The sequence below is a fragment of the Tessaracoccus lubricantis genome (assembly GCF_039544535.1).
Classification (GTDB): domain Bacteria; phylum Actinomycetota; class Actinomycetes; order Propionibacteriales; family Propionibacteriaceae; genus Arachnia; species Arachnia lubricantis.
In genome coordinates, this window is the sequence record NZ_BAABLV010000017.1 from 68,598 (window position 1) to 92,610 (window position 24,013).

General features: G+C 69.7%; 19 protein-coding genes and 2 pseudogenes. 5 read left to right on the forward strand and 16 right to left on the reverse strand.

Annotation, left to right across the window (positions count from 1 at the left end; genetic code table 11):
- Positions 1–11: 11 nt before the first annotated feature.
- Positions 12–194, forward strand: a pseudogene (locus tag ABEA30_RS05085) (fibronectin type III domain-containing protein); the annotation flags it as partial.
- 39 nt (positions 195–233) lie between these two features.
- Positions 234–2,885: a metallophosphoesterase family protein gene (locus ABEA30_RS05090; protein ID WP_345580166.1), complete on the forward strand. Its 2,652-nt coding sequence runs from the start codon at positions 234–236 to the stop codon at positions 2,883–2,885.
- Between the two features lie 71 nt (positions 2,886–2,956).
- On the opposite strand, the gene yaaA is transcribed toward ABEA30_RS05090, so the two are convergent.
- Positions 2,957–3,727: a peroxide stress protein YaaA gene (gene yaaA, locus ABEA30_RS05095; protein ID WP_345579936.1), complete on the reverse strand. Its 771-nt coding sequence runs from the start codon at positions 3,725–3,727 to the stop codon at positions 2,957–2,959.
- Positions 3,728–3,824: 97 nt separating this feature from the next.
- Between yaaA and ABEA30_RS05100 the strand changes: the two genes are divergently transcribed.
- A complete protein-coding gene (locus ABEA30_RS05100; protein WP_345579939.1) occupies positions 3,825–4,724 on the forward strand; it encodes a PAC2 family protein in 900 nt (299 codons plus the stop codon).
- A gap of 59 nt (positions 4,725–4,783) precedes the next feature.
- On the opposite strand, the gene ABEA30_RS05105 is transcribed toward ABEA30_RS05100, so the two are convergent.
- Genes ABEA30_RS05105 through ABEA30_RS05115 form a run of 3 tightly spaced genes read right to left on the reverse strand, consistent with a single transcriptional unit; the run spans position 4,784 to position 8,074 of the window.
- Positions 4,784–6,496, reverse strand: a complete 1,713-nt coding sequence (locus ABEA30_RS05105; protein WP_345579942.1) for an FAD-binding oxidoreductase — start codon at positions 6,494–6,496, stop codon at positions 4,784–4,786.
- Positions 6,493–7,299 (reverse strand): lysophospholipid acyltransferase family protein, encoded by an 807-nt coding sequence (locus ABEA30_RS05110; RefSeq protein WP_345579945.1) that lies wholly within the window; start codon positions 7,297–7,299, stop codon positions 6,493–6,495. Before ABEA30_RS05110 ends, ABEA30_RS05105 begins: the two co-directional genes overlap by 4 nt.
- 1 nt (position 7,300) lies before the next feature.
- The gene (locus ABEA30_RS05115; protein ID WP_345579947.1) at positions 7,301–8,074 is read right to left on the reverse strand and encodes an SDR family NAD(P)-dependent oxidoreductase; all 774 of its coding nucleotides are present in this window, start codon (positions 8,072–8,074) and stop codon (positions 7,301–7,303) included.
- A gap of 237 nt (positions 8,075–8,311) precedes the next feature.
- Here ABEA30_RS05115 and ABEA30_RS05120 point away from each other — a divergent pair.
- A pseudogene (locus ABEA30_RS05120) lies at positions 8,312–8,752 on the forward strand (transposase); the annotation flags it as partial.
- A 34-nt stretch (positions 8,753–8,786) separates the two neighbouring features.
- On the opposite strand, the gene ABEA30_RS05125 reads toward ABEA30_RS05120, so the two are convergent.
- The 10 genes from ABEA30_RS05125 to ABEA30_RS05170 form a co-directional block, all read right to left on the reverse strand.
- On the reverse strand, positions 8,787–9,971 hold the full coding sequence (locus ABEA30_RS05125) for an acetate/propionate family kinase (protein ID WP_345579949.1): 1,185 nt from the start codon (positions 9,969–9,971) through the stop codon (positions 8,787–8,789).
- 79 nt (positions 9,972–10,050) lie between these two features.
- Entirely contained in the window at positions 10,051–12,108 is a 2,058-nt protein-coding gene (gene pta / locus ABEA30_RS05130; protein ID WP_345579951.1) for a phosphate acetyltransferase, read from the reverse strand.
- Between the two features lie 51 nt (positions 12,109–12,159).
- A complete protein-coding gene (locus ABEA30_RS05135) occupies positions 12,160–12,708 on the reverse strand; it encodes an NADPH-dependent FMN reductase (RefSeq protein ID WP_345579954.1) in 549 nt (182 codons plus the stop codon).
- 91 nt (positions 12,709–12,799) lie between these two features.
- Positions 12,800–13,873, reverse strand: coding sequence for an LLM class flavin-dependent oxidoreductase (locus ABEA30_RS05140; RefSeq protein ID WP_345579957.1), 1,074 nt, complete (start codon positions 13,871–13,873; stop codon positions 12,800–12,802).
- Positions 13,874–13,954: 81 nt separating this feature from the next.
- On the reverse strand, positions 13,955–14,317 hold the full coding sequence (gene mnhG / locus ABEA30_RS05145) for a monovalent cation/H(+) antiporter subunit G (protein ID WP_345579961.1): 363 nt from the start codon (positions 14,315–14,317) through the stop codon (positions 13,955–13,957).
- Positions 14,314–14,625: a monovalent cation/H+ antiporter complex subunit F gene (locus ABEA30_RS05150; RefSeq protein WP_345579964.1), complete on the reverse strand. Its 312-nt coding sequence runs from the start codon at positions 14,623–14,625 to the stop codon at positions 14,314–14,316. Before ABEA30_RS05150 ends, mnhG begins: the two co-directional genes overlap by 4 nt.
- The gene (locus tag ABEA30_RS05155) at positions 14,622–15,221 is read right to left on the reverse strand and encodes a Na+/H+ antiporter subunit E (protein WP_345579967.1); all 600 of its coding nucleotides are present in this window, start codon (positions 15,219–15,221) and stop codon (positions 14,622–14,624) included. Before ABEA30_RS05155 ends, ABEA30_RS05150 begins: the two co-directional genes overlap by 4 nt.
- Positions 15,218–16,774 (reverse strand): Na+/H+ antiporter subunit D, encoded by a 1,557-nt coding sequence (locus ABEA30_RS05160; RefSeq protein ID WP_345579970.1) that lies wholly within the window; start codon positions 16,772–16,774, stop codon positions 15,218–15,220. Before ABEA30_RS05160 ends, ABEA30_RS05155 begins: the two co-directional genes overlap by 4 nt.
- Positions 16,771–17,205 carry a Na(+)/H(+) antiporter subunit C gene (locus ABEA30_RS05165; RefSeq protein WP_345579973.1) on the reverse strand — a complete coding sequence of 145 codons (435 nt, stop codon included), beginning with the start codon at positions 17,203–17,205 and terminating at the stop codon, positions 16,771–16,773. Before ABEA30_RS05165 ends, ABEA30_RS05160 begins: the two co-directional genes overlap by 4 nt.
- Positions 17,202–19,781: a Na+/H+ antiporter subunit A gene (locus ABEA30_RS05170; protein WP_345580169.1), complete on the reverse strand. Its 2,580-nt coding sequence runs from the start codon at positions 19,779–19,781 to the stop codon at positions 17,202–17,204. Before ABEA30_RS05170 ends, ABEA30_RS05165 begins: the two co-directional genes overlap by 4 nt.
- 470 nt (positions 19,782–20,251) lie before the next feature.
- On the opposite strand from ABEA30_RS05170, the gene xylB reads away from it, so the two are divergent.
- Positions 20,252–21,643, forward strand: coding sequence for a xylulokinase (gene xylB / locus ABEA30_RS05175; protein ID WP_345579976.1), 1,392 nt, complete (start codon positions 20,252–20,254; stop codon positions 21,641–21,643).
- Between the two features lie 63 nt (positions 21,644–21,706).
- Here xylB and ABEA30_RS05180 read toward each other — a convergent pair whose 3' ends face one another.
- On the reverse strand, positions 21,707–22,501 hold the full coding sequence (locus ABEA30_RS05180) for a deoxyribonuclease IV (RefSeq protein WP_345579979.1): 795 nt from the start codon (positions 22,499–22,501) through the stop codon (positions 21,707–21,709).
- A gap of 51 nt (positions 22,502–22,552) precedes the next feature.
- Positions 22,553–23,995: an MFS transporter gene (locus tag ABEA30_RS05185; protein WP_345579982.1), complete on the reverse strand. Its 1,443-nt coding sequence runs from the start codon at positions 23,993–23,995 to the stop codon at positions 22,553–22,555.
- Positions 23,996–24,013 lie beyond the last annotated feature (18 nt).

Here is a 24,013-nt window from a genome sequence, read left to right on the forward strand (position 1 = left end):
CCACCGAGCAGGTTGCCGAGATCGCAGTCAAGGGCCAGGAAACCACCACCACCCGCACCGTCGCCGCCCTGAGGTCGGGCGCCGCCAATGCGGAGGGCATGACCTTCCGCCAGACCACCCTGACCGGGCTCGAGCCGGAGACCACCTACGTCTACAAGGTGGGCTCGGAGGCCGACGGCTGGTCCGGCACGCACGAGTTCACCACGGGCGGGGCCGGCGGCTTCGACATGCTGATGTACGGCGACCCGCAGATCGGTTCCGGCGGCGGACAGCCGTCCGACGGCGCCGCATGGGCGAAGACCGTTGCGGACTCCATCGCCCAGTTCCCCGCCGCCGACTTCCTCTACAGCATGGGTGACCAGGTCAACACCGCCGGCAGCGAGGCCGAGTACGTGCAGTTCCTGGCCCCCGACGGCCTGCGCCAGTACCCGCTGGCGACGACCATCGGCAACCACGACAACGGCTCCACGTCCTACGGCCAGCACTTCTTCATGCCGAACACGTCGACGACGGTGGGCGTGCCCGGTACCCCGCCGCGCGAGGGCATGGGCAACTACTGGTTCAAATACGACAACGTGCTGTTCCTGAACGTCAACTCGAACGCCGGCACCGACGACCAGCACTTCGCGTGGCTGCGCGAGGTCATCGCGGCCGAAGGTGCGGGCGTCGATTGGAAGGTGCTCACCTTCCACCACAGCCCGTACTCCACCGCGTCGCACGCCGATGACACAGACATCATCCGCCGTCGCGCTTCGTTCCCGCCCGTCATCTCGGAGTTGAACATCGACCTCGTGTTCGGCGGCCACGACCACATCTACTCCCGCACCCATCTCCTCAACCGCGGCCACGCCGTCGGGGACCTGACCGCCCCCGCCACCCTGGCCAAGCAGCCCGGTGAGAACCTGTGGCTCACCCTGAACTCGTCGTCGGGCTCGAAGTACTACGTCGAGGACCCGATCGTCGCCGACTTCACCTTCAACGCCGTGTCCGCGCAGGCCCGCGTGCCGTCGTACTCCCGCGCCGAGGTGACCCCGACGTCGTTTCGCGTCGTGACGTACCAGGCCGACGGCGTGGTCACCGACGACGTGACGCTCACCCGTGCGCCGGAGGGCGCGACGCCGAACCCGGTGCTGGTGGGCGACCCCGTCGTCGACTTCTGGGGCGACGGCTCGAACGCCACGCTGGGCGACAAGCCCGTCCCGAACGTGACCGACGAGAACGGCGTCACCACCGTCGAGGCCCGCATCCTGCGCCCCAACGACGACGTGGAGGAGTACGTCCTCACCGAGGAGATGTACCTCGACTCCTCTGACCTCGAGCTCACCTGGGAGCGCCCGACCTCGACCACCGACGTGGAGGACCAGCTGATCGGCCTGCGCTACGACGCGGTGCAGATCCCCGCGGGCGCGTCCATCGAGTCGGCGTACATCCAGTTCACCGTCGACGAGCCGAACAAGTCGGTGGGTGAGTCCAACCTCGACATCCGCATCGAGGACACCGACCACGCCGAGAAGTACCTCCTGACCGCCGGGAACGTCTCCGAGCGCACGTTCTCCGAGGCGTCCGTCAACTGGCGGCCCGCCGAGTGGCCCGTCGCCCAGGAGGCCGGCCCGGCCCAGGCCACGCCGGACCTTGCCGCGCTGGTCCAGTCGGTCGTCGACCGCGACGACTGGTTCCGTGGCAACGCGCTGAGCTTCGTCATCACCGGCACCGGCGCCCGCACCGCCGAGGCCTACGAGGGCGGCACCGGCCTGCAGGCGCCGCGCCTGTTCGTGACCTACACGATGGGCGACAGGACCGAGGTCGAGGCCCGGATCCAGACGGACCGCGACGACGTCGAGCAGTACCTCGAGGGGGCCAGCGCCGGCGCGATGGACCACGGCTCCTCCGACCTGGAACTGACCTGGGAGCGCCCCACGCGCGAGGTCAAGGACAACCAGATCATCGGCCTGCGCTACGCCGGGCTCGACATCCCGCAGGGCGCGGTCATCGAGCAGGCGCACGTGCAGTTCACCACCGACGAGGCCACGAAGACGGCCGACCCGTTCCTGGTGACGTTCCGCGGCGAGGCCGCCGACGACTCGGCCCCCTTCTCCGACGCGGCCTGGGACCTGAGCAACCGCGCCAGGACCGACGTCGGCGTGACTTGGGGCGAGGGCGTGCCCGTGTGGACTCTCGACCAGGAGCAGCGCCGTGACCAGCGCACCACCGACATCGCGGCCGCGGTGCAGGAGGTCGTCGACCGTGACGGGTGGAAGGCCGGCAACGCGTTGACGCTGCTGATCGAGGGCCAGGGCACCCGCACGGCCGAGTCGTTCGAGGGCGGTGGGGCCGCCGAGGCCCCCGTGCTGTTCGTGGTGTACTCAGACCCCAAGGACGAGGAGCCGACCGAGGAGCCGTCGCCGGAGCCCTCCGCGGAGCCGTCGAAGTCGCCGTCGGGCCAGCCGACCAAGCCGGCGGAGCGCGGGCGGAAGGCGCCCTACGAGGTGCCGGGCCTGCACAAGGGCCTCAACGGCCGTGACTGGCTGACCTCCTGCGAGGCCTACTCGCAGACCGAGCGTTGCCGCACGGACATCTGGGCCACCACCGTCGTGGCCGAGAATGGCCGGTTCGTGGTGAAGCAGGGGTGGGCGTTCAACAACATGACCTACCTGGCGTCGGCCCGCGCGCTGTGGAAGGGCAACCCGCTGGGCGAATCCGGTGAGTTCAGCTCTGCTGGCCGCCAGTGGCGCACCGAGTGCGACACGGAGGCCACCGGCCGGGGCGCCTGCCGTTCGTACGCCCGTGCCACCGTGGTGAGCGCCAAGGTGAACGCCTTGGGCACCTACGAGTTCAGCCAGGCAGCGCAGTGGGTGTTCAACAGCGCCGTGCTGTTCAGCAACTGATCCGCTGAGGAGGTCGGGCCCGGGGTGTTCGCCCCGGGCCCGACCGTTTCCCGAGCCGATCGCGAGTCGGGTCAGCGGACGAAGACCGGCTGGTCCTTCGTCGAGCGGGCCTCGTCGTACAGGTAGCCGTCGCCGTCGAAGTCGAGCAGCTTCGACGGCGTGCGCACCCGTTTCTTGACCAGCCAGGCCGCCATGGTGCCGCGGGCCCGCTTGGCGTAGAAGCTCACGATGCGCGGCTCGCCGTCCTTGTCGCGGTCCTCGAAGCGCGGGGAGATGATGCGCGCCCCCAGACGGCCACCGTCGAGCACCTTGAAGTACTCGGTGCTGGCGAGGTTGACGAGGACGTCGGCGCCGGGGGAGGCGTCGAGGTCGCGGCGCAGCAGGTCTGTCACCTGGGTGCCCCACCAGTCGTAGAGGGACTGGCCGCGGGCGGAGGTGAGGCGGGTGCCCATCTCGAGGCGGTGCGGCTGGATGAGGTCCAGCGGGCGCAGCAGCCCGTAGAGCCCCGACAGGATGCGCAGCGACTTCTGCGCCTCGGTGAAGTCCCGGGCGTCGAACGACGCGGCCTCGAGGCCCTGGTAGACGTCGCCGTTGAAGGCGAGGATGGCGGGGCGGGAGTTCTTCGGCGTGTGCTGGCTGGTGAAGTCCTGGTACCGCGTGGCGTTGAGGTGGGCCAGGTCGTCGGAGATGTGCATGAGCTGAGAGATGTCCGCCGGCGACTTGGTGCGCATGATCTCGATCAGCCCGTCGGACTGCCCGATGAGGCGGGGCTCCGAGTGCTTCTTCGTGGGCAGCGGCGACTCGAAGTCGAGTGACTTCGCCGGGGACAGGACAGACAGCATGCCGCAGAGTCTACGATGCCCAATGCCAGGGTGCCCGCCCGCGCAGGGAATACCCCAGGCCGTATCGTGGTTTGACTCTGTGAGGAGGATGAATTCCATGTTGGACCCCGCCAGCCTGTACCAGTTCGAGACGCACGTCGACCCCCGCACCATCCGCGCCAAGGCGATGGTGGTGACGCTGGGTGCCTTCGTGGACGCCGGACACGTGCAGCGGCTCGTGGACGAGCAACTCCTGGAGACGCTGCCCAACCACGTGCTGGCGCGCTTCGACGCGGACCAGCTCGTCGACTATGCCGGCCGTCGCCCTCCCATCACGTTCGACCGTGACCACTTCACGGAGTACGAGCGTCCCCAGATCACGCTGCACCACGTGCTCGACGCCGACGGCGTGCCGTTCCTGCTGCTGAACGGGCCGGAGCCCGCGTTCCAGTGGGAGCGGATGGCGGCCGCCGTCGTGCACCTTGCCGACACGTTCGACGTGGAGCAGGTCATCAACGTGCAGGGCGTGCCGATGGCGGTGCCGCACACGCGGCCGGTGTCGCTGTCGCGCTATGCCACGAGCCTCGACCTCATCCCCGGCCACCAGCCGATCTTCGGCACGATGCGCATGGGCGCCTCACTCCCCGCGCTGCTCAGCGTGCGGCTCGGTGAGGCCGGTGTCGCGTCCGTGGGCCTGGCGGCCCACATCCCGCCGTACCTTGCGGAGACGGACTTCCCCGAGGCCGCCGTCGCGCTGCTTGATTCGCTGGGCACGCATGCGCGGCTGAACCTGCCCACTGGCGCCCTGGAGGCGAAGACGGAGCGCGTCGCCGCCCGCCTGGCCCAGGGGATGGCTGAGGACGGTGACCTGCGCGATTTGGTGGAGTCGCTGGAGGAGCAGCACGACCAGGTGGTGCGGGCCCTCGGGCAGCATGAGGAGCCCGAGGAGGTGCCCACGGCCGACGAGCTGGGCGCCCAGGCCGAGGCGTTCCTCAGGTCCCTGGACGACCCGCAGTAGTCGCAGACAGCACGCCGGCCCAGCGGCCCCCTGCCGACCTACCGAGGAGGCAGGGCTGGTCAGGCCATGTGGTCGGCGGAGTTCGTCGAGATGCCGGGGGCGCCGTCGTGGATGATCTTGCCCGGGTTGAGGTTGCGGCCGGGGTCGATGCCCTCGAACAGCGTGCGCTGGATGTGCACGCCCGCGGGTGAGATGTCCTGCTCCATCCAGGGGCTGTGTTCCTCGCCGACGCCGTGGTGGTGCGACACCGTGCCGTGGTTGTCCATGAACGCCTGCTGGATGGCGCGCTTGGCCACGTCGTAGGTGACGAGGTTGTTCTCGGAGTCGTCGTTGATGGCGAACGTGAAGTACTGGCACGCGCCGGAGTGGTACGAGTGGCTCAGGTGGCAGAACACGACGCCACGCAGGCCCAGTTCGTCCATCGCCTTGTAGAACGCACCGGTGGCGTTGGTGTGCATCTGCTCCGCGTAGGCCCACGGGGTGGTGGTCTCGGACACGTCGCACACGAGGCCTCGGTCCAGCATGAAGTCACGCAGGTAGGGCGTGTCGTACTTCTTCTGGTCGTACAGCGCGCCGGGGCCCTTGCCGACGCCCATGCCGCCGTTGTCGCGCACGATCTTGCCGACGATGCCCTTGGTGTAGCGCACGTGGCTCTTCGAACCCTCGAAGCCGACGAAGCTCATCGCGATCTGGCTGAGGTCCCAGCCCTTCTGCAGCATCAGCTTCTGGATGCCCTTGCTGACCAGCGACGACAGCTTGCTGCCCTTCTTGCCGTTGGCCATGATGTACTCGGTCTCCAGCGCGTCGGAGACGCGGGCCATCATGACCTCGGCGTCGGACTCGACGATCTGGCGGCAGGCCTTGAGGCCGTCGGCGTAGGTGGGGTAGAAGTACGCCTGGATCTCACGGACCTCGGGCACCCGGTGCACGTTGACCCATGCCGACGTGATGATGCCCAGGCGGCCCTCGGAGCCCAGCACCATTTCCCGCACGGACGGGCCGGACGACGTCGACGGCAGGGGCCGCAGCTCGAGCACGCGCCCGGGCATGACCATGGTGAGACCGCGCGTGATGTCGGCGATGTCGCCGTACTTGTCGGACTGCATGCCCGACGAACGGGTCGCGATCCAGCCACCCAGCGTGGACCACACGAACGAATCAGGGTGGTGGCCCATGGTCCAGCCGCGCGCCTGGAGCTGGTCCTCCATGTCGGGGCCGAACACGCCAGCCTGGATGTGCGCCAGGCCGGAGACCTCGTCGATCTCCAGCACCTTGTTCAGGCGGCCGAGGTTCACCGAGACCACCTGCCGCGACTCACCCGGCTCGGCCTCCAACGCAGCCACGATGTTCGAGCCGCCGCCGAACGGGATCAGCACGGCGTCGGCATCGACGACGGCGTCGACGAGCCGTTCGACCTCGCGCTGGGTGCCGGGGTAGAGCACGACGTCGGGTACGCGCCCCAGTTCGCCGCGGCGCACGCGCACCAGGTCACGCACGCCCTTGCCGAACGCGTGCACCACGCGCGTCTCGTCGTCGGTCTGGACGTACGTCTCGCCGAGGATGCCGACGAGCGTCTGGCGCAGCGACTCCGACAGCCGCGACGGCGGGACGTCGAGCGAGGAGAACGGCGGGATGGGCTTGACCGGCAGCGCGATGTCGACGCCGACCTTCTTCATCACGAAGGGCGCGAACTTCGGCTTGTCCTTGTAGCCGTAGCTGTGGCCCTCTTCGCCCCAGCCCCACCACTTCTGCTGCTTGACGCCCTCGATCATTGAGGATCCTCCTGCTTGTCTGCCTGTTCCCGGGCATGCTCTGCCAGAGTAGCGATCTCAGACTCCTGGGCCCGCTCGAGCGCGGCATTCCGCTCATACTCTGCCAACGTCTTTTTACCGTACGCGCGGGCGGTCGTGTCGTGCAGTTCCAGCACTTGGCGACGCATCCGCTCGTTGAACTCGTGTGCGATCTCCCCGGGCAGCGGCGTCATCGGCCGGCCGAAGACCACGTGCACCTCGGGGCGGCCCTTGGGGAGGTGCTTCTGCTTCGACGGCCACGCCTCGTAGGCTCCGACGAGGGCCACGGGGAGGGCCGGTACGCCGCGCGAGATGCACAGCGACGCGACGCCGGGCACGTACTTGCCCATCGCGCCGGTGCGCGAGCGGGTGCCCTCGGGGAACAGCAGCAGCGGGACGCCGTCGGAGAGCAGTTGGCCGGACATGCCGCGCCTGCCCTTGCCGCCCTTGCCGCGGTCGATGGGGAAGCCGTTCATGAACAGCGCCATCGACATTGACTTGAACCAGTTGCCGAAGAAGAAGTCGCCGGCGGCGCCGGTGGCCACGCGCTTCGACAGCCGGGTGGGCAGCGAGCAGAGGATCAGCGGGGCGTCGAGGTGCGAGGAGTGGTTGCCGAACACGATGAACGCGCCGTCGAGGGTGTCGAGGTTGCTGACGCCGTGCACGTGCACCTTCAGCAGCCGCAGCAGCGCGGGCTTGAGCAGCAGCATCTGCGCGGTCTGACGTGTCGTCGCCTGGATCTTCGACGTGTACCGCGAGTTGCTCGACTCGAGTTCGGCGGCCATGTCAGTGCTTCCGCGAGTTCGTGAGCTTCTTCGAGAACCAGCGCGTGAGAGTTCGGGGGCCGTGGTCGGCGAGGAACATCGCCACCTTCCACTTCCAGTCCGGCACCGACTCGAAGCGGCCCTTGGCCGCGTCGTCGAGGGCGGTGCGCACGAGCTTGCCCGAGTCGATCCACACGATGCCCGGCAGCTTGGAGGCGTTGATGCCGGCGCGCTCGTGGAACTCGGTGCGGACCCAGCCGGGCAGCAGGGCGGTGGCGGTGACGCCGGTGCCGCTGAGCTCCAGCGCCAGGGAGTTTGAGAAGGTGCGGGCCCACGCCTTGATGGCCGAGTAGTTGCCCGAGAAGATCGACGACGACGACGAGGCCACCGTGATGATCTGGCCGCGGCCGCGGGCCTTCATGGCGCGGGCGGCGGCGCCGCTAAGGATGAACACCGCCACGCACATCACCTCGATGGCGCGGGTGTTGACGTCGACCTCGGCGGGGTTCAGCGCCGTCGAGTGCAGGCCGAAGCCCGCGTTGTTGATCAGGATGTCGACGGGGCGGCTGGCGTCCTCGAGCCGCTCGGCGACGCGGTGCATGTCGTCGCGCTCAGACAGGTCCGCGGTGATGGTCTCGACGGCGATGCCGTACTGGCCGCCGAGCTCCGCCGCAGTCGCCTCGAGGCGGGCGGCGTCACGGGCCACCAGGACCAAGTCGGTACCTCGACTCGCCAGCTCCTGCGCGAATGCGTACCCGATGCCAGACGTGCCACCCGTGATCAAAGCTGAAGCCATGGAGTCAAAGGTACGCCACCGGAGCGGGGGTCCGCGAAGCGCGACTGGCCCTGCCGCGCGCGGTTCGTCGTGTTCCCACAACGGGAGAGTGCGGATTTGTCCGATCAGGACAGAACGCGGGCTGGCTTGGGCCGGTGGGTGGGCCTGGCCGAGCCTGGCACTTGGCCCGGGATAGGCCGCAGGGGCAGATGAAGTTCCTCCGCAAGTACGCGGTCTTCACCCTGCTCGTGATCGGCGCAGCGCTCTGAAGCCGCGAAGCAGGTCGAGGAGGCCCTGAATGCGCACCCTCTTTCCCAGCTCCTGATGTCAATGCCCGGAGTCGGCATCAGGACCGCAGCCCGACTCCTCCTCGACATCGGCGACGGCACAGCGTTCCCCACCGCCGGCCACCTTGCCGCCTACGCCGGCCTCGCGCCGGTCACCCGCCGCTCAGGCAGCAGCATCCGCGGCGAACACCCATCCCGAGGCGGGAACAAACACCTCAAACGGGCCCTGTTCCTGTCTGCCTCCGCCGCTCTCCACGACCCCGACTCGCGCGCCTACTACGACCGGAAACGCGCTGCGGGAAAGAAACACAACGCTGCCATCATCTGCCTTGCCCGACGACGGGTCGACGTCCTCCACGCCATGCTCCGCAACAGCAGCTACTACCAACCCTGGACTCCAGCCGCGGCTTGACAGGAACTATAGGGACACCCCCCGGGTCCTCGCATCAGCGGGAGATGACGTCCAAGGTCTCCTGGGCCATGGCCAGCTCCTCGTTGGTGGGCACCACGAGCACGCGGACCTTGGACTCGGGCGTGGAGATCTCGCGGGGCTGCTTCGAGCGGGCCAGGTTGGCCGCGACGTCGAGCTCGAAGCCCAGGTTCTTCAGCCGCTCGACGACCGGCCGGCGCACGTGCGCCGCGTTCTCGCCGACGCCGGCGGTGAACACCAGCGCGTCGACGCCGCCGAGCACGGCGATGTAGGAGCCGATGTAGCTGATGAGCCTGTGCACGTAGACGTCCAGGGCCAGCTTGGCCCGCTCATCGCCGCTGTTGATGGCGGCGTCGACGTCGCGCATGTCGGTGAACCCGCACATCCCGCCCATGCCCGACTGCTTGTTCAGCAGGGTGTCGACCTGGTCGATGCTCAAGCCGGTGCGCATCAGGTACTTGTGCAGGCCGGGGTCGACGTCGCCCGAGCGGGTGCCCATCACGAGGCCCTGCAGCGGGGTCAGGCCCATGGACGTGTCGACCGCGACGCCACCGTCGACCGCGGAGATCGAGGCGCCGTTGCCGAGGTGGCACACGATGGTCTTGAGGTCCTCGACGGGACGGCCCAGGAACTCGGCGGCCTTCTTCGACACGTAGCTGTGCGAGGTGCCGTGGAAGCCGTACTTGCGCACCCCCAGGCGGTGGGCGGTCTCGTGGTCGATGGCATAGGTGTACGCCTCGGCGGGCAGCGTCGAGAAGAATGCGGTGTCGAAGATGGCCACGTGTGGGACGTCCGGCAGCACCTCCTTGGCGGCGTTGATGCCGGCGATGCCGGGCGGGTTGTGCAGGGGCGCCAGATCCGACAGCTCGACGAGCTTGTCGATCACGGTGTCGTCGATCAGCACCGACTTCACGAAGGTGGCGCCGCCGTGCACGGTGCGGTGCCCCACGGCGACGACGCCGTCGAGGCTGGGGCCGTGGTCGGTGAACATCTTCACGACGGCGGCGACGGCCTCGGTGTGGTCCGCGAACGGGCGGGCCTGGTGGTACTCCTGGTCACCCACCTCGTGCGTGATGGTGCCGACCTCGAGCCCGATGCGCTGCACGATGCCGACCGCTTCCGGGGCCCCCACCTCCGGATCCAGCAACTGGTACTTGATGGATGACGATCCGCAGTTGAGCAGGAGGATCGGCTGGCTCATGACGCTTCCTTGTTCGTTGGGGGGTGGTGGATGAGTGACGCGGCAGAAGCGTGGTGCTCCTGCCGCGTCATGTCCGGACTCAGTTGGCCTGGGCCTGGATGGCTGTGATGGTGATGGTCGAGACGATGTCGTCGACCAGGGCGCCGCGCGACAGGTCGTTGACCGGCTTGCGGAGGCCCTGCAGCACCGGGCCGATGGCGACGGCACCGGAGGTGCGCTGCACGGCCTTGTAGGTGTTGTTGCCCGTGTTGAGGTCGGGGAAGATGAACACGGTGGCGCGCCCGGCGACCTCCGAGCCCGGCATCTTCTTGGCGGCGACCACCTCGTCGACGGCCGCATCGAACTGGATGGGGCCCTCGACCTTGATGTGCGGCGCCCGCTCCCGGACGAGGCGGGTGGCCTCGCGCACCTTGTCGACGTCGGCGCCGGAGCCCGAGTCGCCCGTCGAGTACGACAGCATCGCCACGCGGGGCTCGATGCCGAAGTTCTCCGCGGTGGCGGCCGAGCTGATGGCGATGTCAGCCAGCTGCTCGGGCGTGGGATCGGGGTTGACGGCACAGTCGGCGTAGACCAGCACGCGGTTGCTCATGCACATCAGGAACGAGCCCGACACGACGGAGACCTCGGGCTTGGTCTTGATGAACTCCAGCGACGGCCGGATGGTGGCAGCCGTGGTGTTGATGGCGCCGGAAACCATGCCGTCGGCCATGTCGAGGTGCACCATCATCGTGGCGAAGTACGAGTGGTCGCGCATGCGCTCGCGCGCCTGGTCCACGCTGATGCCCTTGTGGGCACGCAGCTTGGCGTACTCCTGTGCGAACTGCTCGAGCAGCTCTGGGTCCTCCGGGTTGACGACGGTGGCGTCGGAGAGGTTGAGGCCGAGCTCGGATGCCCGCTGGCTGATGCGGGGCAGGTCACCCAGCAGGATCAGCTCGGCCACCGAGCGCTGCAGCACGACGTCTGCCGCCTCGAGGATGCGGTCGTCCGAGGCCTCCGGCAGCACGATGCGCTGCTTGTTGGCGCGGGCCTGCTGCATGATCTGGTACTCGAACATCGTGGGCGTGCGGATCTCGGTGGTGGTGAGATCGATCTTCTGCAGCAGCGCCGCCTCGTCGACGTGTTGCGAGAACAGCGCCCGCGACACCTCGATCTTGCGCGGCGAGCTGGTGGACGTGCCGCGCACGCCCTGCAGCTTCACGGCTGTGGAGAAGGTGTCGCCCTTGGTGACGGCGATGGGCAGGTCGATCGTCGAATCCGTGAACAGCTTCGACACCGACTCCGGGATCTCGAAGCCGCCGGTGAGCACCATGGCCGACAGCGGGCCGTAGTGCGGGGAGCGGTGCGCCATGACCAGCCCGGGGAGCAGGTCGAGGCGGTCCGCCGGCATGATGACGGTGGACTCGCGCTTCAGGTACGGCAACAGGTTGGGCAGCGTCATGCCGCCCACGATGGTGTGCAGCGACTCGTGCGCCAGGAACTCGCTCTGGCCGAGCCACTGGGTGGCGCCGACGGCGGCGAACTGCGCGCCGACGGAGGGGGCGCGCAGCACCGGGCTGTCCGGCAGGACGGCGACCACGGCGTCGCGCACCTTGTGCAGCGCCGAGGCGACCTCCTCCTCGTGGCCCTCGTCGGCGTGCGTCGCGATGAGCGCGATGACGGTGTTGTGCCGCGACTCGAACGCGTCGACGGCGGACTCGGTCATCCGCTGGACCTGCTCGGCGGAGCGGTCCTTGGCGCGGGCCACGAAGATGACCGGCGAGTTGAGGTTGGCGGCGATGACCGCGTTGTGGTCGAGTTCGAGCGCCGACTCGAAGTCGTCGTAGTCGGATCCGACGATGACGACGGCGTCGCGGCTCTCCGACAGCGCGCTGTACTTCGCGACGATGGTGTCGATGGCCTCGTCCGGGTCTGCCGCGTACTCCGCGTAGGTCACGCCCACCGCCGATTCCAGCGACTGGTTGACCCCCTTCGGCGAGAGGAGGGCCTGGGTCACGGCATCGGCCTCGAGGGAGTGCACGAGCGGGCGGAAGACGCCCACCGAGCGCACTTGGCGCGCGAACAGGTCGATCACGCCGAGCGCAATGGAGGACTTGCTGACCAGCCGCTCCGACGAGGCAATGTAAACACTCTTGGTCACGATGACCACCTTATCGCGATTCGTTTGTCTGATTTGCCCGGGTCTGCGTCGTCAGGACTGGAGCTTCGTGGCAGCCAGCACGACGGCGTCGTACAGGTGCCGCACCGCCCCGGCCCTGCGTTCAGCTGGCCGGACCTGGTTGCCGTCGAACTCGGTGGCGTTGTCGAGCGCCACCTGGTTGCGCAAACCCCACAGGTGCATGGCCGCGAGGATCGGGCGCCACGCCTCGACGGCGCGCACGCCGCCCTCGAAGCCGTAGGACACGAACGCCACCGGCTTGAACGCCATTTCCATGCCCAGGTAGTCGACGGCGTTCTTGAACCCGCCGGGGACGCCGTGGTTGTACTCCGGGGTCAGCCACACGTAGCCGTCGCACGCCTTCAGCGCGTCGGCCCACGCCTGCACGTTGGGCTGGGGGTAGGTGCCCTCGTAGTCGAAGGGCACGGTCTCGTCCGTGAGCACCGGGAGGTCGTAGTCGGCCAGGTCGATGAGCACGAACTCGGCGTCGGTGCGCTCTGCCGCGATGCCCATCAACCAGGCAGCCGCTGACGTGCCCTTGCGCCCCTCGCGCACCGATCCCAGCACGATGCCGATCCTCATGGTTGCTCCCCTTTCACACGGCCGCGGCGGCGGAGATGGTGGTATACCAGCCCGGGGCGACTGTATCGCGCCCACCAGCCCGGGGGAAGGGTCATGAGGCGAGCAGGGCTTCGGCCAGGAGTTCGAGACCGCGTACCTTGGCCGGCCAGCGGTCCGCAGGGTCGTCCTCGTAGGCGCCCTGCACCGGGTGCACCATGATCTCGTCGACGCCGAAGTCGGCCGCGGTGGAGCGCAACTGGTGCGCCACCTGCTCCGGGTCGCCCACTGCCCACGTGTCGACGATGGGCCGGGCCGCGCTGCGCAGGTCGTCGGTCAGCAGTTGCTTGACGTCGTCCCCCACGAAGGGCGCCGGCGCCAGGCCGCCGCCGGTGGTGAACCGTGCCATCGTGTACAGGTGGGGTTCGACGAGCTCCCACGCCTCGTCGGCCGTCTGGGCCACGCACACGTTGATGGACAGGAACGTGCGCGGCGTGCCGCCGTGGTCAGTCGGCTGGAAGCTCCCGCGGTACAGGTCGAGCGCCTGCTGCGTGCCGCGGCCGCTGAAGTGGTGCGCGAAGACGTACGGCAGCCCGAGTGCCGCCGCGAGCTGCGCCGAGTAGTCGCTCGAGCCCAGCAGCCACACCTGCGGCGAGTGCTGGATGTCGGGCGCGGCGCGCAGCTGGTAGGTGCGGCCGTGCGCCAGCCGCACCTCGGCGCCGCCCGGGCTGAGGAGCGCGAGGATGTCGCTGACGTTGCGCGGGAACTCGCGCACGGGGTCGACGGGGCGGCCGTCCACGTCGACGAAGTGTCCGCCACCCAGATGGCCGCGGATGGCGGCCGAGGTGATCGGGTCGGTGCCGGGGGCCCGGCCGATGCCGAGGTCGATGCGGTCACCGTAGACGGCGGTGAGCAGCGAGAACTGCTCCGCGACCGCCAGCGGCGAGTGGTTGGGCAGCATGACGCCGCCTGAGCCCAGGCGGATCCGCCGGGTGTCCTGCCCGAGGTACATGAGTTCGACGGCGGGGGAGGTCGAGGCGACCGACTCGGTGTTGTGGTGCTCGGCCACCCAGTAGCGGGTGAACCCCAGCCGGTCCGCCGTTTCGGCCAGCTCCCGGCTGGCCCTGAGGCTGTCGGCCGTGGTCTGTCCCTTGCGGATGTTGATGAGGTCGAGCACCGAGAGTTGCATGAACCGACCGTAGCCGCTCACCCAAGCCAACTCTCCAGGAACGCGACGTCGGGCCCGTGCCAGAACTGGGTCATGCGATGGTCAGTCCAGGTGGCGGAAGCCCGCGCCCTCGAGGTCCTCGGCGAGGTGGTTGACCAGCAGTTCCGAGTCGTCGGCCAGGCCGCTGCGGTAGGCCGAGCGCGAGACGAGGCTGGCCGACACCGGCGCGGTGAGCAGCTGGAGCACGATGATCAGCACGCACAGGCCCACGGCCCACCACGTGCGAAGGCTGAGCGCGATGCCCACGGACACGAAGATCAGCCCCAGCACCTGCGGCTTGGTGATGGCGTGCATCTTGCCGAGCACGTCCGGGAACCGCACCAGCGACACGGCCGCGCCGAAGCACAACAGGGCGCCGACGAGCAGGAACAGCGAGCTGACGAAGTCGAAGACCTGGTCGGTCATGGTCGTTCCTTCCGCCTCTTGTTGTAGCGGTGCCGCTGCAGCATCCGGTCCGAGACCATCCGTGCCACCGACACGGCGCTGGTGAAGCCCAGCATCGACAGCAACACCAGCACCATCAGCTCGGTCGACATGTCGGTGTAGACCACCCACAGGCCCAGCGAGGCGACCACCACGGCGACGATGAGGTCTGCCGCGACGGAGCGGTCGAGCTGCGAGGGGCCGGCGGCGATCCGGTTGACGCCGATGAACGCCGACAGCGCCAGCAGCGCCGCTGCGATGCCGAGGATGACGTTGGTGGCGGTGATCATGCCTCGACCTCCATCTCGGGGGCTTCAGGGGCGGGATGGTCGTGCAGCGACGCGTTGAAGTCGTCGATCTCCTGCCGCGAGCCGAAGGCCCGCACCACCCGTGACTCCACCGCGACGGCCATCTTCTGCACCCGCCCGATCGGGTCCGGGCCGTGGAGGTCGATGGCGTGCAGGTACAGGCGGCGCGGGTGGCGCACCACCTCCACGACGACGGTGCCGGGCACCAGCGAGATCATCTCCGCCACCTGCACCTGGTAGAGGTCGTTGTCGGTGATGAGGTCGATGCGCACGATGCCGGCGCGGAGGTCGACCTTGCGGTGGAAGGCCAGCAGGAACACGCGCACCGACGACACGACGAGGTCGTAGAGGAGGTGCGCCGCCAGCCGGACGATGCCCCAGGGGCGGGGCCGGCCCTGCCAGAAGACCGGCGGCAGCGGCAGGACCACGCCGACCAGGTACCCCAGCAGGATCCCCGACAGGATGCTCATCGGCGTGAAGCTGCCCCACAACAGCACCCAGACCACGGCCATGGCCAGCACGGACAGCGGGCGGAACTTCAGGCGCTCGGGCCAGGGCGTGCGGGACTTCGCGATCATCGCAACCCCTCCGGGAGGACCGCCTGGACGTAGGAGCCGTCGCGCAGCATGGCCGCGGCGGCGTGCGCGTACTCGTAGAGCGGCCCGGCGAACACCGAGAGGGCCAGTCCGAACGCGATGAGGCCGACGGTGGCGCCCACCTGCAGCGGCGGCATGGGGCGGGTGTCCTCGTCGACGACGTCTTCCGCCCCGAGGTCGTGGGCGGCGGCGTCTGCGCGGCGCTGCTCTGCGGGCGTGACACCCCAGAACGCCCGGTTCCAGACCTTCGCCATGGCCATCAGCGTCAGCAGGCTGGTGAGGACGCCGCCGGCGACCACCGTCCAGGCAAGCGGGGTGCCCACCTCGGCGCCCGCCTGCAGCAGGCCGAGCTTGCCGATGAACCCGGACAGCGGCGGGATGCCGCCCAGGTTCATGGCGGGGATGAAGAACAGCGCGGCCAGCAGCGGCGCCACCTTGAGCAGGCCGCCGAGCCCGTCGAGCGACGACGTGCCGCCGCGTCGCTCGATCAGCCCGGTGACGAGGAACAGCGTGGCCTGGATGGTGATGTGGTGCGCGGTGTAGAAGATGGTGGCGGCCAGGCCCGCGTCCGTGCCCAGCGCGATGCCGAAGATCATGTAGCCGATGTGGCTGATCAGCGTGAACGACAGCATTCGCTTGATCTCCACCTGCGCGACGGCGCCCAGGATGCCCAGCACCATCGTCAGCAGCGAGGCCACCAGCAGCACGTTGTAGATGGTGTGCGCGGGGAACAGCAGCGTCTCCGTGCGGATGATCGCGTAGACGCCCACCTTGGTCAGCAAGCCGGCGAACACGGCCGTGACGGGTGCGGGCGCCGTCGGGTAGGAGTCGGGCAACCACGACGACAGCGGGAACACCGCCGCCTTGATGGCGAAGGTGACGATCAGCAGCACCTCGAGCAGCAGCTGGACGGGCTCCGTGAGGTCGCGGAGGCGGACGGCGAGGTGCGCCATGTTGACCGTGCCGGTGGCGGCGTAGACGGCGGCCAGCGAGATCAGGAACAGCGACGAGCTGAGCAGCGACACCACGACGTAGGTGGTGCCCGCCCGGATGCGGTCCGACGTACCGCCCAACGTCAGCAGCACGTAGGACGCGAACAACAGCATCTCGAAGCCGACGAACAGGTTGAACAGGTCACCGGCGAGGAACGCGTTCGACACGCCCGCCATCAGCAGCAGGAACGTGGGGTGGAAGATCGACACCGGGGTCTCGCGCTTGACCTCGTCCTTGTCCTGGCCGGTGGCGAACAGGAGGACGCCCAGCGCGATGACCGAGGCGACGAACAACATCAGCGCGCTGAGCCTGTCCACCACCAGCGAGATGCCCAGCGGCGGGTCCCAGCCCGCCAGCCAGATGGCCATGGGGCCGTCGCGGTGCGTGAACCACATGAACGACGCGGCCAGCGCGACGATGCCGGAGAGGCTGATGATCGACACGAGGCGCTGCAGCCCTGGACGGCGGGGCAGGGCCAGGGCGACGGCGGCGCCGCCGATGGCGAGCAGCACGGGCAGGGGGATGAGGTTGTGGAGCATCATTCGCTCACCACATCCGCGCCGGTGTCGGAGAACGTGGTGTCCTCGTAGGACTCGGAGGTGACGTCGGCCTGGGCCAGTTGGCGGATGCGGGCGTCCTCGACGTCGTCGGCCACCTCGTCGTGCCCGTGCAGCTGGAAGCTGCGGTAGGCCATGGTGAGCACGAACGCGGCCACCGCCATCGTGATGACGATCGCGGTGAGCACCATCGCCTGCGGAAGCGGGTCCGACACCCCGTCGGCGCCGGAGTCGCCCAGCCCGACGATGGGCGGCAACGCCGGCTTGCCGGCTGCCACCAGGAACATGAGGTTGACCCCGTTGCTGGCCACCATGATGCCCAGCAGGATGCGGGTGAGGGAGCGTTCGAGCAGCAGGTAGACGCCCGCGGCGACGAGGATGCCGGCGGTGATGGCGAGGACCAGGTTGGCGGTCATCGGCGCCCCCCGTAACCCGGGATGGCCTTGGTGGAATCCGGGATGGGCATGGGCGCGATCTCCTCGGTGGCGTGCTGGTCGATGCCGGAGCCGAGGCTGCGCGCCACGTCGAGCAGCATGCCGACCACGACGAGGTACACGCCGATGTCGAACACCGTCGACGACACGAGGTGCAGCTCCCCGAGCAGTGGGATGTCCAGGTGGACGTCGTAGCTCTGCAGGATGTTGCCGCCGAAGAAGACGGGCATGATCGCGGCGGCCAGGGCCAGGAGCAGGCCCCCACCCAGCAGGCGTCCGGCGTCGAACGGGGCGGCCTCGTCGAGTTCGTGGCGGCCCGCGGCGAGGTAGCGGATGATGAGCGCCATGCCGGCGACCAGGCCGCCGGCGAAGCCGCCGCCGGGCCAGTTGTGGCCGGCGAGCAACAGGTAGATCGACACCACGATCATCACGCCGAACAGCATCCGGGTGGTCACCTCGAACACCAGGGAGCGCACCATGGGCGACAGCGTCTGGCCCGCGCGCAGCCACACGCCGGGCGCGCTGTCTGCCTGCGGCTCGTCGTCGCGCGACTCGAAGGCCTGTGCCGTGGAGGTGAGGCCCACCACGCGGGAGCGGAGGAAGATCAGCGAGGCGACGCCGGTGGCGGCGATGACGAGCACCGCGATCTCACCGAGGGTGTCCCAGGCGCGGGTGTCGACCAACGCCACGTTGACGATGTTCTTGCCGTAGCCGAACTCGTAGGCCGCCTCGTACCAGGCCTTGGAGACCGGTTCGGCGACTCGGGCGCCGACGGCGACGAGCGAGATCAGCGTCACGGTGAGGCCGACGGCGAGCGCGATCAGCACGCGCCACCACCTCGTCGAGCTCAGGGGGCGGTTGGTGAAGTAGCGCGGCAGCTTGCGCACCACCAGCACGAACACGATCAGCGTGACGGTCTCGACGAGCACCTGGGTCAGCGCAAGGTCCGGTGCGCCGCCCATCGCGAAGAGCAGGGCCAGGCCGTAGCCGGTCACGCCGACCAGGAGCACCGCGCGGATGCGGCCGCGGGAGGCGGCGGCGAGGACGGCCGCCGTCGCCATCACGGCCACGACGAGCAGTTGCGGCCAGCTGTCGAAGAGGCGGTAGGTGGGCCAGATGTGGATGCGCAGCATGGCGTAGGTGGACAGCCCCACCAGCACCAGGAGGATGGTGCCCAGGTAGATCGACAGCGAGCCGCGCTGCGTGCGGGCGGTGACCTCGACGGAGACGCGGTCCAGCCCGTGCATCGAGCGGTGGAACAGTTCCTCGGCGGTGGTGGTGGTCGGGAAGGTGGCCTGGATGGCGGCGATGCGCTCCCGGAAGACGAACAGCAGCACGCCGGTGGTGAGCGCGATGACGGACATGATCAGCGGCCAGCTCACGCCGTGCCACAGCGCGAAGCCGTGGCTGGGCTGGCCGTGCCCCACCGACTGGGCGTAGGGCTTCAGCATCGCCGTCAGGTGGGGGCCGAGGAAGCCGCCCACCAGGCTCAGGGCGCCGAGGAACATCGGCACGCCGGCCATGCCGAGCGCCGGGCGGTGCCAGCTGAGCGCGGGCGCGCCCTCCTTGGACGCGAACGCACCCCACCAGAACCGCAGCGAGTAGGCCACGGTGATCGCGGAGCCGAACACCAGCGCTGCGGCCAGCGCGGCCGCCGCGAGGGGGGTGATGGCCTGGATGTCGCCGACGACGAGGTAGGCGATGGACTCGAACGCGGCCTCCTTGGTGAGGAAGCCGACCAGCGGGGGCATGCCCGCCATCGACAGCGCGGCCAGCCCCGCCAGCACCGCGAGCCACGGGACGCGGTAGCCGACGCCGCTCAGCTCGCGGACGTCACGGGTGCCTGCCGAATGGTCGATGAGGCCCACGCACATGAACAGCGTGGACTTGAACAGTGCGTGGGCGATGACCGTGCCCATGCCGGCGAGCGCGGCCGCCTCCGTGCCCACGCCCACCAACAGCACCATGAAGCCGAGCTGCGACACGGTGCCGTAGGCGAGCAGCAGCTTGAGGTCCGTCTGGCGCAGCGCCCGCCAGCCGCCGATGATCATCGTGAGCGTGCCCAGCAGCATGACGGCGGGCCGCCAGAACGGCACCGTCGCGAAGGCCGGGGCCAGCACGGCGACGAGGTAGACGCCGGCCTTCACCATGGCGGCGGCGTGCAGGTAGGCGGAGATGGGCGTGGGCGCGGCCATCGCGCCCGGCAGCCAGAAGTGGAACGGCACGAGCGCGGATTTCGACAGCGCACCCACCAGCATCAGGAGCGCGCCCACCGTGGCCAGGGTCCCCGTCGGCGGGTTGGCGATGACCTGCTCCAGCGAGAGCGTGCCGGAGGCGCTCCAGAGGGCGACGATGCCCACGAGCATGGCCAGGCCGCCCGTCGTCGTGACGATCAGCGCGGTGTGGGCGGCGCCGCGGTTGGCGCGCCGGGTGGGGTCGTGGCCGATGAGGAGGTAGGAGAAGATCGTGGTGAGTTCCCAGAAGACGTACAACACGACCAGGTTGTCCGCGGTGACCAGGCCCAGCATGGTGCCGGCGAACAGCGTGGACTGCGGCAGAGCGGCCCTGCGTGAGGCCCTCGAAGTACCAGCGCGAGTAGACCAGGACCGCCACGCCGATCCACGACACGATCATCGCGAGCACCCACTGCGCCAGGCCCATGCGAAGCGTCAGGTCGACGTCGAGGGCGGGGATCCAGCCGTAGGCTTCGACGTAGGGACGGCCCGCGAGGACGAGGGGAGCCTTGGTGAGCAGCCAGATGCCGGCGGCCAGCGGCGCGGGGGCAAGGAGGAAGTAGACACGGGCCCCCATGCGCTTGACGAGCACGGGAGTGAGCGCACCCAGAATCGCATGGACGGCGATCAGGGCATAGAGCACGCCAGGACTCCCATCGGTTGAGTTCTTGGTGGCGGGCTCAGCTTATCGGGTGGCGCAAAGCGGGCTCAATGTGACGCCCCCATGTGGCATCATGCGGGCCCGCAATGTTATTGTTTTAGGGAAAAACAATCTCAATGAGGAGAATTCGGTCATGACATTGGTGGCAGGCGTCGACACCTCGACGCAGTCGTGCAAGGTCCTCATCGTCGACGCCGCCTCCGGGCGCGTGGTGCGGCGCGGCCAGGCGTCGCACCCGGACGGCACCGCCGTCGACCCCGAACACTGGTGGCGGGCATTCCAGCAGGCCGTCGAGCAGGCCGGTGGCCTGGGCGGCGTCGAGGCGTTGAGCGTCGGCGGGCAGCAGCACGGGATGGTGGCGCTGGACGCCGACGGCCGCGTGATCCGCGACGCGCTGCTGTGGAACGACACCCGCTCCGCGCAGGCCGCCGAGGACCTGCGCGCGGAGTTCGACGGCTGGGCGGAGGCGGTGGGCCACCTGCCGCTGGCGTCGTTCACGCAGACCAAGCTGCGCTGGCTGGCAGACGCCGAACCCGAGAACGCGGCACGGGTGGCCGCCGTCGCGTTGCCGCACGACTGGCTCACCTGGCGCATCCGCGGTGCCCGCACGCTCCAGGACCTGGTCACCGACCGCTCCGACGCCTCCGGCACCGGCTACTTCGACTCGGTCGCCGACGAGTACCGCCGCGACCTGCTCTCCCTCGCGCTGCGCCGTGACGCCTCCGACGTGGTGCTGCCCCGCGTGTTGCGGCCCGACGAGGCGGTCGAGGGGCCGGGCCTCCTCGTCGCGGCAGGGGCCGGCGACAACGCCGCGGCCGCCCTGGGCCTGGGCCTGGCGCCGGGGCAGACGTCGCTGTCGATCGGCACGTCCGGCGTGGTGGCGGCGGTGTCGTCGACCCCGGTGGCCGACGCCAGCGGAACCGTCAACGGGTTCGCCGACGCCTCGGGAGCGTGGCTGCCGCTGACCGCCACGCTCAACGCCGCGCGCATCCTCGACGCCGCCCGGACGGTGTTGGGCGTGGACTTCGACGAGCTCTCCCGGCTGGCCCTGGCGGCCCAGCCGGGCGCCGGCGGCCTGACCTTGGTGCCGTGGTTCGAGGGCGAACGCACGCCCAACCTGCCCGACGCGAACGCGTCGCTGGTGGGCATGACGCTGGGCAACTTCACGCGCGAGAACGTGGCCCGGGCCGCCGTCGAGGGCCTGCTGGGCCTCATGGGGACCGGTGTCGACGCCGTGCGCGCGCTGGGCGTGGACGTGCGGCGGGTGTCACTGATCGGGGGCGGCGCAAGGTCGGAGGCCGTGCGCCGGATCGCGCCGGAGGTGCTTGGGGTGCCGGTCGACGTGCCGCCGTCGGGTGAGTACGTGGCGCTGGGCGCCGCGCGCCAGGCGGCGTGGGCCCTGACGGGCACGCTGCCGCAGTGGGAACTCGAGGGCTCCGAGACCTACGAGGCCCAGGCGCGCCCGGAGGTCATGGAGCGCTACCGGGAGCAGGCGGACAGGATCGCGGCGTCCAACGACTGGTGAGTCGTGAGACCCGCTGGCCCTTCGACCGCTCGCAGGGCTCGCGGCTCAGGGGACTCAGGGGGCTCAGAGGCGCTCGCGGAGCCACGCCAGGTCGGCGTCGTGCTCGAGGACGCCGCCCGGGGTCTCGAGGATCGTCGGGGCGGCCGCGTCGCGGACGATGCTGATCAGCGCCTCCGGGTCCACGAAACCCTTGCCGAGGTTCGCGTGGCGGTCGGCGCCGCTGTCGTAGGCGTCGCGCGAGTCGTTGCAGTGCACCACGTCGACCCGGCCGGTGATGGCCTTGAGGCGCCCCACCAGGCCGTCGAGTTCGAGGCCGCCGGCGTGCGCGTGGCAGGTGTCGAGGCAGAAACCCACCTGGGCGATGTTGTCGGAGCCGGAGATGGCGTCCCACAGCCGCTGGATGCCCTCCTCCTTGCGTGCCAACGCCCGGCCGCCGCCGGCGGTGTTCTCGATGAAGATCGGCACCGGGAGCTTCAGGCCGTCGACGCACTTGCGCCAGTTGTCGTACCCGACGGCGGGGTCGTCCTTGGCGGTGACGTGGCCCCCGTGCACCACCACGCCGAGCGCCCCGACGGCGGCCGCCTCGTCGACCGTCTGCTGCAGCAGCTTCCGGCTGGGGATGCGCACCCGGTTGTTGAGCGAGGCGACGTTGAGCACGTAGGGGGAGTGGACCACGAGCTGCACCCCCGCCTCGGCCGCCCCCCGGCGCAGCGCGTCCGCGCCTCCCTCGGTGAGCGCAGCCGGCTTCTTCCAGGACTGCGGGTCGCCCAGGAAGATCTGGACGACACCCGCGCCGAGCGCGGCGGCATCGGCGAGCGGGTTGACGGAGTCGACGTGGGCGCCAAGGGGGAACGACATGCGGCCCAGCCTAGCCAAGTCGCCGGCCCTGCCCGCCTCCCGAGCCACGGCTCAGCGAGCGTGCTGCCTCTCGTCCATGATGCCCAGGCCGAGGGCGAGCAGGAGGCACAGCACGATGCCGACGAACGCGCCGATGAAGGCCAGCGACCATGAGCCCCCCGCGGCCACCGCGAAGAAGACGCCGGTGATCGCCGCGTTGCCCAAGGCGGTCGTGATGCGCTCGACGGTCTGCTTCAACCCGCTGGCGGTGCCGCCGTGGCGCACGGGCACGTCCTGCATGCTCAGCGTCTGGTTCGCGGAGGCGAACGCCCCCATCGCGGCGCCGTTCAGCGCCAGGGTGGCCGACAACCACCAGAAGGACAGCCCGAAGGCGCCGATGCCCCACGCCACCAGGATGCTCAACACGGCCCCCGTCACCATCGTGGCCAGCGCGACGACCACGAGCCGCCGGCCGCGCGTCATCACGAACCGCACGGTGTAGATCGACGCCACCGCGCTCAGCACCGCGTTGGGCAGGCCGAGCAGGCCGGTGCGCAGCGCGTCGACGCCCAGGCCGGTCTGCAGGAAGATCGCCACGACGGCGAACGTCGAGGTCAGCCCCAGGAACGCGGCGCCGGAGACCAGCAGCCCGTTGCGGAACGAGCGGTAGCGGAAGAGCTCGAGGTCCACCAGCGGCTCGCGCCCGGCCGACTTGTAGCGCCGCTCCCACGCCCACCAGGCGGCGATCAGCGCCGCGCCCAGCGGGAGCAGCGCCCAGACCCAGGGGTCGCGCGCCATGAACGGGTACATCACCGCCACGACGGAGGCGGTGATGAGCAGCGTCCCCACGGGGTCGAGGTCCACCCGCGCCGCCGTCGCGTCGAGGCCCAGGCGGCGTCGCCGTTCCGTCACGAACGGGAACCACAACAATCCCAGCACCACTGCGGCCAGGCCCAGCGGCAGGTAGCCGAAGAACGCCCAGCGCCAGCCGGTCTCCGGACCGGCGGCCTCGATGATCGCGCCCGCGATGACGGGGCCGGCCGCCACCGACGCGGAGATCGTCACCCCCAACAACGCGAATGCCTTGGCGCGGCCTCCGCCGCTGAAGTACTGCTGGATCATGCCGGTGACCTGCGGCGAGAAGATCCCGGCGCCGACGCCCTGGGCCAGCCGTGCCGCGTTGAGCACGACGGCGTTGGGCGCCAACCCGCACGCCAGCGAGGCGACCGTGAACACCGCCGCGCCCACGACGAACCACGAGCCCCGGCCCAGCACGTCGCCCGCGCGGCCCGCGGGGATCAGCGTGACGCCGAACGCCAGGGCGTAGCCGGCCAGCACCCACTGCAGGTCCTGATCCGTGGCGCCCAACCCCTCCTGGATGGTGGGCAGTGCCACGTTGACCGACGACACCGCCATCATCGACATCCCCATGGACATCAGGATGACGGCGAGGACCTTCATCCGGTGGAAGGTCCTGGCCGTGCCCGGGGCCGAGATCAGGTTGCGATCAGTCACCCAGCGAGTATGTCACCG